Raw genomic sequence first — 14,857 nt, forward strand, 5'->3', positions numbered from 1 at the left:
TTTCTAATGAATTTTAATCCATATTTAAAGATTTAATCAGCAAATAAGTATATTATTGTCTAAATATAAAAACTATTAGTGTTAATTGTACTTTCTTTAGACTAGTCTCCATTTTTATAAATGGGCAAATTTAAAATGTTAAAATTTTGCAAAAAGATAATCTAGTTAATCACTAAAAGGACTTCTGAATCATTTTATTAAAAGCGCCTTTAAAAAATTGAATAATTACATCAAGATCTATTAATATTTGTCATCAAAATTAAATTATTAATTTGTAGTAAATATCTTTAAAAATGACATCTTCTCTGAGTTGGGCAAAAGCATTTTAATTGCTATTAATCTTATTTATGCTATAATTTGTATAGTAATAAAGTATATGAAAGTATTTTATTATAAATATTTGCTAATTTAAAAGAAAAAACGTTGAAAAATTGTTGTTTACTTAGGTAAAAAGCAGTCTTTATATTTAAATTAATTTATTTTAGATTTAAAAATTTATTTATTAAATCTATTCGGCCGTTAAGAAATGAGTCCAAGTAATTTAAAATATTTTTTCATAATTAGTAAAATATTGAAAAATCAGCATTAAAAATAATTATTGGTCATCGCCATCTAGAAATAAGAGAAACCCATCAATAGATTTCTAAAAATACAAGAAATAAATTAAAAAAGACAGTAATGTCAATTATTTTATTTAAAATAGGTGGTTCAATAATAATTTTTAATGAACATTTATTAATAAAGGAGAAACAAATATGAAAAAATTACTATCAATTTTAGCTGCTACTACGATGGTTGTTTCCGCTCCATTAAGTGTTGTTGCTTGTGGGGATGAGGGTGGCAAAATCGGTAAAGAGTTTGATTTTGAAGAAGCAAAAGCAGATTTCATGAGAGATGCCACACAAGTTTATCAAAACAGTTTATCAAAAGACTTTGAAAAATATTTTTTTACAAGCCAAGAAGATATTGATGATGATCAAATCTTTGAAAGAATCTCAACATCTTATTTAAATGAGATTGTTGGATCGGGTTCTCCTATTAAAGTTATTGAACCAAATTCAAAGGAATTCAATGAAATATCAAAGGATTTGAAAAAGATTCCAAACCTAGATAATTTAAAAAAATCTGCTGATAGTCAAATTGTAAAAAATGTTAATTACAGATCATTACTGGTTGATGGAAAAAATCCTTTTGCAAATTCTGAAGTAGATTTTTTAACCATTTCTGTTTTAAAACTTGACGAAGATTTATTTTCAATTCAATTTAAAACAGAATCAACTTATGTTTTAAAGGATAAAACCGGAGAAGAAGCCTATGAAACTGTTAATTACATGTCTTCGATTACAATTTTTAAAGAAAGAAATGCTTCTCAAGAAATGAAAGAAATTTCTAAAAAAATAGAAGCTGAATTAAATTCAAAAGAATTTGCCAATTCATTTAATTTTGAAAGTGAAAGTGGTCAAGTTAACGAAAACGTTAAAAATTTAAGTAAAAGTTCTAATGTGGGAACAAAATTTGTTGAAGCCGGTAATAAAGTGAAAAGCACCAATGCAAATTGAAAAGACTATACTTTTAAAACCGATTCTCTAAAAGTTGAGTCAAGTGTTGATAAGTTTGTTCCAGCAAGTCCTAAAATGCGTTATTTAGAAGGCAAAGGCTATGGAGTTGAGAATTATAAAATTACAACATGGCCGAATTATCATCCAGCTTTTACTTGAGGAACCACTGATGATGATTACTTAAACTTTTGAAATAATTTTGGAAGCAATAACTCCGAAGATAGTTTAAAGGATTTTCTTAATGCTTATCAAGTTTATGAGACAACAAACAAAAAATGGGTACATAAAGACAATATATCTAGGCCATTGAAGGCGACAGCTATAGAAAAAGACAACTCTTGAACAACGTCATTTAATCCGTTTTTTAACCAAGATGGTAAGGACCCAATAATTTCAAATATTCAAAAAAATTCATCAAATTTTGCACTTTCTCAGACAACTAACTTAAGCTCAAATACCGATGCCAAATTAATGGGAGTTTATGACTCAGAAGTCAAAGGGTTTAACTTGGAGTATAAATCGAAAATAACATCAAATACAGTTAAAATTGAAATGCCAAGCATCCAAATTGGGGTAAGGCAAAATGCAACCAAAGCAACTATTGATGTTCAAAAAGAATTTTTTGCGGCTCAATTTGCGTTCTTTAAACAACTTTATGGATATAACGACAATAATTCTACTTTTTCAAATTTTAATTTTTCAGTCCCTGAAAAATTTGATTCAGAAATAGAAGTTGATAAATTTTATGAAGCAGAGGACTTTTTTTCTGCAATGTTTGACGAAGCAAAAGCTAAGGTAATTGCCAAAAATCCTGAACATGAAAAATACATCAATCACTTTGCTGTATCAAATATTATAGATCAAAAAAATCAAGTTGAATATATAAAAATATCAAGAAATTTAGATTTATCATTTTATAATAGTGAAAAAACACCCCTAAAATCGTGATTCTTTTCCCCAGGTGCTTCTTATTTTAGCAAGGGTTCTTATGGTCCATCAAATATTATTGGAAAAATTGGATTTACTATGGCTACTGATTATGCAATTGAAGGAAAACAACCAAAAGCTATTTATAGAGTTAAATTCAAAAGCTTTTAATAACATAAAATTTCAAAAACACAACAATCATTAATACAGTTATGATTATAGTTTTTCACAAATTTCAAAAAAACTGACTTTTAAAGTCAGTTTTTTTGAAATTTTTTCTTGTAGATATCTGAAAACAGTTTATTAATAGGCAAATACTTTTTTAAAAATCTGAATTTTTGATTATTTGAGGATGCAATTTCAAAGAATAATTCAGAAAAAATCATTACACATTAAGACCAAGGCAATCTGCATCTCTGAATTGATTACAAAAAAAACTTAAAAACAAATCCCTAGTAGCGTTAATTTCAATTTCCGGTAACTGGGTTGATAATTAAAATATAAAAATCTTAAGCACCCAAAATATGAAATTAATTTACAAATATAAATTAATAGTTTGAAAGCGGATTTTAGAAAATAAAAGAATACATTGAATTCAATTACTACTGAAATTGGTGCACTCATTTATCGGAGTTAGTTATCGAATTAAAAATTCTTACTTCTTATTCCTACAAATCTCTAATTACATGTGTCACCTTCCAACAAATAGTAGATATTATTTGACAATGGAAATTCTCACCTTATTAAAATAATTTTTTATAAAACTCCGATCTAGATATTATAAAAAAAGTATTTCGCATTAGCCTAAATACCCCTCTAATTTTGCACAAAAAAAATCCCCTTACGAGTTAGGCATAACTATTAAAAAACAATTATGATTACGGAAGGGGATTTTAATAACCATTGGAAATTGTTTTGTTTCCTGAAGGTTATTTTTTAAAGATTAGTATTTGTTATTTTATTAATTTCTAAATGATCAAGATCCATTTTTAATAGCTCCGAAATTAAATGCTAGTCTGATACTTCCTCACTGGTTTGATGTGAAAGGTTCTTCTCCTTTTGAATAGAAATAACTTCTTGGATTAATATATTTAATATCATATTCACTTTTATCTCCGGCTGCTAATGAAAAACTTCAGTCGCTTTTAACATGTACATATTTACCTGGACCGAAATAAAAACCATGAAGATGTTTATTATATTCTGGATTATCTTTTACAATAGATTCCCTTGCATCATCATAAATAGCTTGGAAAACTTCTTGTGCATCGTAGTAAGCATTGGTTTTAATGTCATCGCGAATACTTCTAGGCAATGAAATTATTCTTTTTGTTACTGAAGAGTTATTGTCGCTAAAACCATTTATTTTTCTCATTAATGCAATTTGGGCTCTGAAATAATCTTCTAAAACTTCTTTTAAATCTCTTGTCACATTCTGTTTTACAGCAATTTTTTGAGTTGGTAACTCAATGGAAACGGTTTTCCCTGATGTAATTTTAGATTCATATGAAATAGAAAGCCCAGAAACGTTTGCCTCGTGAACTCCTAGAAGATATTTATCAGTGTTACTTGCATAATCTGTGCTTTCGTCGATTCTTATCTCTCAAGCAATTTCTCTTACATCGTTAATAGAACCACCAGTATTACTAAAAGGGTTAATAAATCGGTTGAATCCTGATTCTATATACTTCAAAGTGCTAGGCACCGTCGACATTTCTGGTCTAATTGCGATATCTTTACCAAAAAGTGATGTTAAATCCTCTTCTTTTTGAGCCATGTAAAATTTAATAAATTCGTCGATTTCTGATTTGCTACCATTTCTCATTATTTGGTTAAATTTATTCTCAATTCCAGCATCTGAAGGATTAGCCCCTCATTCATTCCACATTCCTGTTGTATCCCCTCAGGTTCTACCAGGTATTGGAGCTATAAATCTATCAAGATTTGATTCTGCCTTCATTTTTTTATTATCAAAAGTATAATCTTTTCAATCGGTATTTGAATCAATAGTTTCTTTTCCAAGTTTTTCAAAATTGTTTTTTATTTCGGTGCTTTGATCAATCAATTTAGAAGCTTCTAATAAATCACCAGAATCTGACTTTATTGAAAAACTATTTGCCCAAGTTGGGGTTTGAACTCTTCTTTCAACATCTTTGGCCATTGCATTCATTCTGTCTGCTGTCGCCTTTTCACTAAAAATAGTAATCGAACCATTGTATTTGACATTGTTATAAGCAACATCCCCAGACGCATCAACTGTTTGGTAAGTTGATTCTGTTCTAAATTGCATTGAACAAACATCTTCGTCTAACTTATATAATTGAATTGAGGCAACTTTAATTTCACTTGTCTCAAAAGGGTTTTGATTACCATTTACTAAAAGTTGTTTGTAGTTGACATTTTTAACAACTTTATTGTTTGTATCTTTAGTTAATTTATCCTTATTTGGCAATTTTTCTAAATCACTGGCCATCTTTTTAAAATTATCTGATTTAACATCCACAATTTTTGAGTCTTTACCGTCCAATTCTTTTTTTAACAATTCTAAAGAAATATTGTCAAATAATTTTTTACTTTGAATATCTTCATCATTTGTAAAAAAATAATCAGAGAAGTCTTCGGCTAAATTTTCCTGATAAATAGAACTTAAAATACCCATCAACGCATTATTGGCAGTATTAAAATCTCAATTTGGATCTAGAACATCTCCAGTTCCATCCCCACAAGCAACAACACTCAATGGAGCGGAAACAACCATCGTAGTAGCAGCTAAAATTGATAGTAATTTTTTCATATTTGTTTCTCCTTTATTAATAAATGTTAATTAAAAATTATTAATTCACAAGTATTGTGAAATTAAGAAAAATACCAAATTTAAACAAAATTAATTTCAATTTAACAAACTCAGAGACAAATTTTTAAAAGTTTGTTTTATTTTTGTCGCTCTATCGAGCTTCTAGGCAATTATTTGTTTGGAATTCCATTACTTTTACTACAATCCATATTAAAAAGCCCCAAAGACACTAAAACAGTGTCTTTGGGGCTTTTATTTTAAACTATATTACATAAATTTATTAATTTCTTTTAGGTTACGGCCGTTTTTACCGTAAAAACCATTTTCCAATTTATTAAAAATGATTTTTTCATAATCTTTGGCTCCATTAATTACAGTCATTAGTGGGTCTTTGGCAATTTTACAAGGAATTGAAAAAATATCACTAAAGTATTTTTCAACATTTCTAATTAATGCTCCCCCACCACAAATTGTGATTCCATATTTAATAATATCTCCAGCTAATTCTGGTGGAGTTGCTTCTAATAACTCGATAAACAAGTCAGTGATTTTACTAAAAGAGTTTATTAAAACGTTGCGAATTTCTTCAGCTGAAACCACAGCCTCTTTTGGTAATCCAGAAACAACGTCACGTCCAAAAACTGACATACTTCTTTCAGCATTGTATTTTCCAAGTGATCCAATTTGAATTTTAATATTTTCAGCAGATTTATCACCAATGTTAACGTTATACTCTGAGCGAATGTATTTTTTAATATCATCATCAAATGATGTTCCTGCGGCTTTAATTGATCTTGAAGTAATAATTTCCCCAGAAGCAATAATTGCAACATCAGTAGTTCCCCCACCAATATCAATCGCTACACTTCCTCTTGGTAGCGTAATGTTTAGTCCAGCTCCGATTGCTGCAAGTTTAATTTCTTCTTCTACAACAACCATGTCTGCTCCTAAATCCATAGCAACCTTTTTCAAAGCATCACGTTCTAGTTCGGTCACTCCACTTGGACAAGCTAAAAGAACAACAGAATTTTTTCAAATATCCATCATTTTTAGTTTACCAAAAATATTTTTTAGTAAATCTTTTGCTGCATCCATGTCGGCAATAATTCCGTCCTTGATCGGAACAACCATTCTTGTATTATCATTTGTTTTTCCAACCATCTCATAAGCTTCATGACCTAAGGCGATTAAAGAATTGTTTAAGTTATCATAGGCCATAATTGAAGGTTCATTATAAACGATTCCTTTTTTACCAACATAAGCTAAAACGTTTGATGTTCCTAAATCAAGAGCTATAAATTGTTTTTCTTCTATTTTCATTTTTTCTCCTACATCTATTTAATCTTCGAGAAGAAATAGACTATATAATTTTAATATAAATTACGATGATATGCTACTATTTTTTAGTCTTATTGCGATAATGCGTGGTTAGATAAATATTATTAGTGTTATTTTACAAGATTTATGAACTAAAATTTAACTTAAAAAAATCTTTTGTAAAAATATAGTTATAAAGTTATATTCGTTAAATTATAAAAAATTAAATTAAAAACTTAATTATGTTAAGCAGTATTTAAAAAATAAAAATCGACTGGTTGGAAAATGAAAACATTTATTTTCAACAATAGTTAATTGGTTTCTTTTGCAAACCGCAATAGTTGAAGTGAAACTTTTCTATATTATATTTTTTTTGGCTTACACAATTTAAAACTATATATAGAATTACTTGAATAATTAATAAAAAGTGAAATAATTATTATGACTATTACTTTTAAAAAATTAATCATTAATCATACTAAATATATTCTTTTATGAAATCAATCCTATTAAGTAACTTTAACGGCGGTTGGGTGGGTATGAGAAAAGGAGAAAATTTTATGAAGTTTTTATTTAGCATGCTTTCAGCATCGTTCTTAGGTATTTCCTCATTAAATTTAGCAATTCCAGTAATTAAAGACAAAGAAATTAATAATAGGGACACATTTTTATTGAATATGAATTTGAACGGAACTTATGATGTTGCATCCCAAATCAAATCAAATGTTGCCAGGTTAATGGTAAGCGGTATCACAGAAAACACCAGCATAAAAAATCATCAAGGTGAAGCAATAGGTACACTGACTGATAGAGGTTCTCAAAAATTTGATTTGATTACTGTTAGTATATATCTAGAAACCGGCAAAAGGGCTGTTCTAATTCTAAATCCTGAAGATTTAGAATTACAAGGTTTCATTCAACTTGATTCAAACGATACGCAATTTAAGTATGTTTATTTTTCAAATGCAAAAATTAAAAACATAGGAACAACATATGTAGAAAACTTATACTACACTAATTATTATTCTGATTTAATAGGAGATGCAGAATTTATAGTAACAAGAGATTCAATGGCACACGCTTTCAATAGTATCGCTAATTATTCAGGTAACCCACTAATTATGAAAAAGCATCTGGTTGCTGCAATGCTTGTAACAACTGAATCATTTAGATTTTTCAAAATGGCTGACCGAGTAGGTCAAATTTGAAATTATGAAGCAGGATATGACTGACAAATCCAAAAAAAACTTTATTTAAATAACTGAGGTAAATGATCAGATGAATTTCATGAAAGCAATTTTGAAAATGCCAAGGAAAACTTAAGTGTCTTAAAAAAAATTAGCCCAAATTAATAAATATTTTTATTAAATGAATTTTAACCAATCAAAGAAGGAGTTTATATGAAAATTTTAATTAGCTTATTGTCAATATTCACGGTGGGACATTCTGCAATTTCAGCTTTAACTCAACCAGTGGCAACCAATCAAATTGAAAAACAAAATCGAGTAGTAACAGAATTACAAATCAATTTTGATGATGACGAACCTGTGGATTGCCAAATAGTGTCAAACGTTTTAAGATTAAGAGATAACGAAATTACTAGAACCACTGGAGTACAAAATAGTATTGGACAAGAAATTGACCTGCTGACAGGATTTGCTAGCAATCGAGTTGAATTTATAAATCTGACAGGAAGAATGGCCAATGGCCAATCTTATAGATTAATAATGAATCCAGATACCTTATATATTGATGGAATTGTGGCCCCAATTCCAACTGGTGGAGGAGATCGATATTATTATTTCAATGACTCAGTTATTACTAGCATTCCAAATACAACAGCAATTGGATTTGGTTTTCCAGGTAACTACAATAATTTAATAGGCTCACAACAATTAATTATTTCCAGAAATTCGTTGGAGAACGCTTTTTATGAAATAATTAAATTTAATGGGGTTAGCAATGATAGAGTAAAAAAAGCACTAGTTCAAATTATATTCGCAACTTCTGAAGCAATGCGATTTTTCAATTTTGCTTACTTAACCAGACTTATTTGAATCGAGGGAGGTTACATCAACTGACAAACCCAAATAAGACCGGATGCTACTAGATGGGGAGACATATCAGATGCTTTCTTAGATGGCTATGAAGATGAAGCAAAAGAAAAAATAGCAGTTTTGAAAGCTCCAAGATCGTAATCAAAACTTAAAAAAATATTTTCTTTAATAATTTTAATCCGGTTGTTAACTTAATCGGATTTTTTAATTTTAAAATTTAAGAAACACAATCGACTTTTTGCAATACAATATTTTTACATAAAAAAACCGACCCAATTGGGTCGGTTTTAATAGTTTTTAAAAGAAGTCTTTCATTCTTGTTTTTTTGTACATTCCGTTTTCCAAACGTCTTTCAACTGTTTTTTGGAATAATTTTGTTCCTTCAATAACACAATTTAATGGATCGGGTGCAATTTTTGCTGGTATTTGGAAGATGTCATAGAAGTATTTTTCAACATTTCTAATTAATGCTCCCCCACCACAAATTGTGATTCCCAATTTCATAATATCTCCAGCTAATTCTGGTGGAGTTGCTTCTAAAACCTCAATTAATAAATCAGTAATTTTACTAAATGCATTTAGTAAAACGTTACGAACTTCATCTGAAGTAATTCGTGCTTCTTTTGGTAATCCAGAAACAATGTCACGCCCATAAATTTGCATTACACGTTCTCCTGGATATTTAACCAATGATCCGATTTGTTTTTTAAGATTTTCGGCAGTTTTTTCTCCGATTGAAATATTGTATTCTGAACGAACATATTTTTGGATTTCCATATCAAATGAAGTTCCAGCAACACGGATTGATTTTGAAACAACAACTTCACCAGATGAGATTAGCGCCACATCAGTAGTTCCCCCACCGATGTCTAACACTAAGTGACCTCTTGGTAAGTCAATGTTTAATCCGGCTCCAATTGCAGCCATTTTAACTTCTTCTTCAACTAATACTATTTCTGCTCCCATTGACATAGCAACTTTTTTCAAAGCATCACGTTCTAATTCAGTTACTCCACTTGGACAAGCCAATAGGACAATAGAATTTTTTCATGAATTTGTCATTCGTAATCTAGCAAAAATACTTTTTAGTAAATCTGAGGTTGCTTCTAAGTCTGAGATAACTCCATCACGAATTGGAATAACCATACGGATTCCTTCGTGAGTTTTACCAACCATTTCGTAAGCATCGTTTCCTAATGCCACTAGTGAGTTAGTATAGTTATCATAGGCCATAATTGAGGGTTCGTTATAAACGATTCCCTGTCCAGCAACATAAGCTAAAACGTTTGATGTTCCTAAATCTAATGAAATAAACACATTTTCGTTCATTTTTATTTCTCCTTTAATTTGATTCTTAGTTAAGAATCTATTTTAATAAAAAACAACAAGTTTTGTTATCTTGTTGTTGGTTTGAATTAGAAAGAAAGAAAACTTTTTTCGTCTTTAGGATATAGACCGTTTTCTAAACGTCTTCTTACTGTTTTTTCGAATAGCTTAGTACCATCAATAACACAATTTAATGGATCTTTGGCAGTTCTAGCAGGAATTTGGAAGATATCAATGAAATATCTTTCAATATTTCTAATCATTGCTCCCCCTCCACAAATAGTGATACCATTTCTCATGATATCTCCAGCTAATTCTGGTGGAGTTTCCTCTAATAATTCAATTAATAAATCAGTAATTTTACTAAATGAATTTAGTAAAACGTTACGAATTTCTTCTGAAGTAATTCGTGCTTCTTTTGGTAATCCAGAAACAATGTCACGTCCATAAACTTGCATTGCTCTTTCAGCTGGGTACTTAACAAGTGATCCAATTTCTTTTTTCACGTTTTCAGCACTTTTTCTACCAACTGAGATGTTATATTCTGAACGAATATATTTACGAATTTCTTCGTCAAAGAAGTTTCCAGCATTTTTAAGTGATTTTGAAACAACAATTTCTCCAGCAGAGATAATTGCCACATCAGTAGTTCCCCCACCGATGTCTAACACTAAGTTACCCATTGGTAAGTCAATGTTAATTCCAGCTCCTAAAGCAGCCATTTTAGCTTCTTCTTCAATTAATACTAATCCAGCTCCCATATCTTTGGCAACCATTTTTAATGCTTCACGTTCCAATTCAGTAACTCCACTTGGACAAGCCAATAGAACAACTGAGTTTTTTCATGAATTCATCATTTGTAATCTTCCAAAAATATGTTTTAAAAGATCTGATGCAGCTTCTAAGTCTGCGATAACTCCATCAACTAATGGAGTTACCATTCTAATACCTTCGTGAGTTTTTCCAGCCATTTCATAAGCTTCGATTCCAAGACAAATTAATTCATTTGTATTAACATCGTAAGCCATTAATGATGGTTGGTTATAAACTACTCCTTGACCAGCAACATAAGCTAAAATGTTTGATGTTCCTAAGTCAAGGGAAATAAAGGCCGCGCTATCTGGTTTAATCATATTTTCTCTCCTTTTTCAATTTTCTTAATTTAAATTTAAAATGGGATTAATATGAAACTTCAGAGTGATTTCTTTGCGCTTTAATAATTTCAAAAATTTCAGATTCGAATTTTTTAGTTCCGTTAATTACGGCTAGTAATGGTTGTTCACCAATTTTTGTTGGTAATTGTAGAGTATCTGCGAAGTATTTATCAATACCTTTGATTAATGCTCCCCCACCACATAAAGTAATACCGTTTCTGAAAATATCTCCAGCTAATTCTGGTGGAGTATCTTCTAATACTTGAACAGTTAAGTCAATAATTCTTGATACTGGTACTTTTAATACTTCACGGATTTCTTCTGGTGTAATTTCGATTTCTCTTGGTAATCCTGAAACAACGTCACGTCCATAAACTTTCATACGTCTTTCGTCTGGGTATTTTGATAATGACCCGATATTAACTTTGATTGATTCAGCAGTTTTTGATCCAATTTCTAGACCATATTGTGAACGGATGAATTTTTGACATTCATCATTTAAGTAGTTCCCTGCAACTTTAATAGATTTTGATAAAACGATATCTCCTGATGCAAGAACTGCAATATCAGTAGTTCCCCCACCCATATCAACGATTAGGTTTCCAGTTGGAGCGTAAATATTTACCCCTCCACCAAGTGCAGCCATTTTAACTTCTTCTTCAACGAATACTTGAACAGCTCCTAAGTTCATTGCAATTTTTTTAAGAGCAGTTTTTTCTAATTCAGTAATTACTGAAGGACATGCTAATAACATAATTGAGTTTTTTAGAGTTTTTGCAATTCTTAATTTTGCAAAGATGTATCTTAATTGTGCTTCGGTTGCACGAATATCAGTAATAACTCCATCAACCATTGGTCTTACGACACGGATTGTTTTGTTTCCTTTACCGATCATTTTGTAGGCTTCTTCCCCTACGGCAACGATTTTGTTTTCTTTAATTCTATATGCTACGATTGAAGGTTCGTTATAAACGATTCCTTGTCCTGTGATATAAACTAGAGTGTTAGCAGTACCTAAATCCATTGATACGAATGTAGGTCTATTGCTTTTTTTAGTAGCTGCTAATGCCATTTGATAATCTCCTTTATTTCTATGACAATCTTGTCATTCTATAATTACGCACCAGCACATAAAAAAATGCAGGACGTAACCTACATTTATTATAACAAAAACACCAATTAATAGCAATTTGTCTTGTAAAATATTATATTTATTATCATCTAGACTTTTTGATTATATCGTTTATTTCCCTATTACAGTAGTAATTTTTTAATAAATTACACATTACTTTTTTTATTGAAATAAAAGAAAAATATTAGGTTTGTCCCAAAAAATAATAAAGTATAGAAAATGTAAGTGAACTCCAGAATCGGATTTTTTACAAAATAGTACTCAGTTTTTTGGGTTTGAGGATTGATCTTTGATTTTACTTTAAAGTCGATTTTTGAATTTACAGGTTCATACTGGCGATAAAAATAATCATAATAAACATCATCACAATACATTCTTCCATATCACATATTTGTTAACTGCATTAATGGGTTGAAAAGATTTTGCATTCGGTTTTTTGAGTAGATTTGATTCATAATATCAACTTCAATTTTTTTAAACTCTGTTTGCTGGATTTGGATAGAGTGATTCAATGCCTTAAAAAATAAAAGTTCTGCTGCTGAATGATAACCTTCTTTAATTTGAGAACCGTAATCTCCCATTCTCCAATAACTTGTTCATTTGATTGATGAATTTTGCAAATAAAAATTTGTGAAGTATACTTCCATTAAATCGTTAATGAAAAGATACTCAGGTTTTTTGTTATTATTTTTTAAAAACTTTATTAATTGGTTTGGTTCAAATTTTTCTGTACCATAGTTAAATTCATATAAGTCACTATATTGAATTTTAACATTGTAAGATTTTTCAAATAAATTATGAAAATAATTAATTAGGTTATTATAGTCTTCATATTCAGGGTAGTCATCTAGTATTTGAAAACCATTTTTATTTCCATCAAACCAAAGTGCTGGGCCAAACAAGAAACCGTCAACCCTATCAAAATCCATTTCACTGATTAAATTTTCTTCCACTTCTTTTCCTTGAGATACTATTTTTTTTGCTAAATCACTTTGCTCAAAAACTTTATTAATCTCAGTAACTTTATAAATTTGAGAGCCTAATTCAATTGTCTCAAAATCATAGTATTCCTCGTTTTTTATATTAACCTTACCCTCTGGAACCAATTGCGAGAATGATAAAATAAAAAAAAGAGTTAGAAAAGAAATACTTATACTAATAACTGAAGAAAGCGAATTTGCAATAAGTAAGTTAAAAACAACCGAAAAAGTTGCCATCATTAAAGCAAAAATAAAATATCAGCCAAGTTTGGCAATAAAAACTTGGTAGTAAATTTCTTTTTGAGGAACAGCGGCATAAAAAACACCGTTTAAAACTAAAATAGTTCCCAGCAAAAAAGACAGATACGCATAAAGTATAAATATTCTGGTAAAGTAAATTGATTTATTATTAAATCCAAACCTTTTTTCTAAAGAAATGATTCCATTATTTTTATCATCGCTCAATAATTTTGTCGCAAAGTAAACAACCGAAATTGCTAAAAAAATTGATACTAGTGCATTAGATATAATAGAAAACCATGATACATAAGCCTCTCAATAAACATTCGCATAATAAACGATTACAATTCCAGTAATTAAGTTAATTAATATTGTCAAAACCGACAACAGTATAATTGGTACATTTTTTAGACAACCAGCTGAAATCGTTTTTAATAAACCGAAAAAATTATTTTTCATTATTAAAGTACCTCTCAATCATTTCAATTTTTTCGCTTTTGTTTAAATCAATGGTTTTATGATATGTGTGAACCAGATCTTTAATATCTTTCTTGGGTTTATTTAAGACTACTTCACCTTTTTTTATAATGATAACGCGGTCTAGTAGAAGTTCAATCTCCTCAATTAGATGGGTAATAATGATAATCGTTTTACCTTTAAGCTTCAAACCCTGAATTACCTTAATCACAACCTCTTTGTTTTCAGCATCAAGATTTGCAGTTGGTTCATCAAAAAAAACTATTTCAGAATCTATCAAAAAGAGAATTAGTAATGATAACATTTTTCTTTGCCCTGCAGACAACTTCTTTATTTTTGTTTTTTTAAATTGATTGTAATCAAAAAGCCACTTTAGATCATTAATTTCAGTAATTGGGAAATCCTTTCTTAAAAGCAAGTTAAAAATATATTTGCAATAAATTTCAACTGAGACATTTCCGGGCATCTCGTTACTCTCCACAAAGAAAAACATTTTATCAAAATCGCTTTTTTCAAGTTTTTTCCCTTCAAGAGAAATTTCACCTGAATCTGGTAGATGCTCATTAAAAATTGTCTTTAGTAACGTTGTCTTGCCAACGCCGTTGTTTCCTAAAATTCCGCAAACCTCGCCTTTTTTAAAAGTTAAGTTAATATCAATTAGAATTTTTTTAGTTCCAAAACTTTTGTTTAAATTCTTTATTTCAAACATTTGATTATTTTCCTTTTTTATATTTTTAAAAATATAAATTAATTTTATCATTAATAAACTTCTCTTTGCAAATCGACGCGTTATTCAAATTTACACAATTTTATGAAAATAAAGAAATTTAAATTTAAAACAAATAAAAATTTTTATAAAATATAAATAAAATCTTTAAAAATAATTATTATAAA

The 14,857-nt window shown here is 29.3% G+C and carries 10 protein-coding genes; 3 read left to right on the forward strand and 7 right to left on the reverse strand.

Annotated features, from left to right (window positions below):
- The first annotated feature begins 755 nt into the window (after positions 1–755).
- The gene (locus tag SSABA_RS04665; RefSeq protein ID WP_025251433.1) at positions 756–2,657 is read left to right on the forward strand and encodes a lipoprotein; all 1,902 of its coding nucleotides are present in this window, start codon (positions 756–758) and stop codon (positions 2,655–2,657) included.
- A 790-nt stretch (positions 2,658–3,447) separates the two neighbouring features.
- Here the strand turns inward: SSABA_RS04665 and SSABA_RS04670 are convergent.
- Together SSABA_RS04670 and mreB (SSABA_RS04675) are read right to left on the reverse strand one after the other, a co-directional pair.
- A complete protein-coding gene (locus SSABA_RS04670) occupies positions 3,448–5,280 on the reverse strand; it encodes a lipoprotein (protein ID WP_025251434.1) in 1,833 nt (610 codons plus the stop codon).
- A gap of 267 nt (positions 5,281–5,547) precedes the next feature.
- Positions 5,548–6,600 carry a rod shape-determining protein gene (gene mreB, locus SSABA_RS04675; RefSeq protein ID WP_025251435.1) on the reverse strand — a complete coding sequence of 351 codons (1,053 nt, stop codon included), beginning with the start codon at positions 6,598–6,600 and terminating at the stop codon, positions 5,548–5,550.
- Positions 6,601–7,157: 557 nt separating this feature from the next.
- Between mreB (SSABA_RS04675) and SSABA_RS04680 the strand changes: the two genes are divergently transcribed.
- Positions 7,158–7,949, forward strand: a complete 792-nt coding sequence (locus tag SSABA_RS04680; protein WP_025251436.1) for a ribosome-inactivating family protein — start codon at positions 7,158–7,160, stop codon at positions 7,947–7,949.
- 48 nt (positions 7,950–7,997) lie between these two features.
- A complete protein-coding gene (locus SSABA_RS04685; protein ID WP_025251437.1) occupies positions 7,998–8,795 on the forward strand; it encodes a ribosome-inactivating family protein in 798 nt (265 codons plus the stop codon).
- A 156-nt stretch (positions 8,796–8,951) separates the two neighbouring features.
- On the opposite strand, the gene mreB (SSABA_RS04690) is transcribed toward SSABA_RS04685, so the two are convergent.
- The 5 genes from mreB (SSABA_RS04690) to SSABA_RS04710 form a co-directional block, all read right to left on the reverse strand.
- The gene (gene mreB / locus SSABA_RS04690; RefSeq protein WP_038673694.1) at positions 8,952–9,983 is read right to left on the reverse strand and encodes a rod shape-determining protein; all 1,032 of its coding nucleotides are present in this window, start codon (positions 9,981–9,983) and stop codon (positions 8,952–8,954) included.
- A gap of 86 nt (positions 9,984–10,069) precedes the next feature.
- On the reverse strand, positions 10,070–11,113 hold the full coding sequence (mreB, locus tag SSABA_RS04695; protein WP_038673696.1) for a rod shape-determining protein: 1,044 nt from the start codon (positions 11,111–11,113) through the stop codon (positions 10,070–10,072).
- 46 nt (positions 11,114–11,159) lie between these two features.
- The gene (mreB, locus tag SSABA_RS04700; RefSeq protein WP_025251440.1) at positions 11,160–12,206 is read right to left on the reverse strand and encodes a rod shape-determining protein; all 1,047 of its coding nucleotides are present in this window, start codon (positions 12,204–12,206) and stop codon (positions 11,160–11,162) included.
- A gap of 206 nt (positions 12,207–12,412) precedes the next feature.
- Positions 12,413–13,945, reverse strand: a complete 1,533-nt coding sequence (locus tag SSABA_RS04705; RefSeq protein ID WP_025251441.1) for an ABC transporter permease — start codon at positions 13,943–13,945, stop codon at positions 12,413–12,415.
- On the reverse strand, positions 13,935–14,723 hold the full coding sequence (locus SSABA_RS04710) for an ATP-binding cassette domain-containing protein (protein ID WP_025251442.1): 789 nt from the start codon (positions 14,721–14,723) through the stop codon (positions 13,935–13,937). The genes SSABA_RS04705 and SSABA_RS04710 overlap by 11 nt, the downstream gene beginning before the upstream one ends.
- Positions 14,724–14,857 lie beyond the last annotated feature (134 nt).

Origin of the sequence: Spiroplasma sabaudiense Ar-1343, from assembly GCF_000565215.1 — a bacterium.
Lineage (GTDB): Bacteria > Bacillota_I > Bacilli_A > Mycoplasmatales > Mycoplasmataceae > Spiroplasma_B > Spiroplasma_B sabaudiense.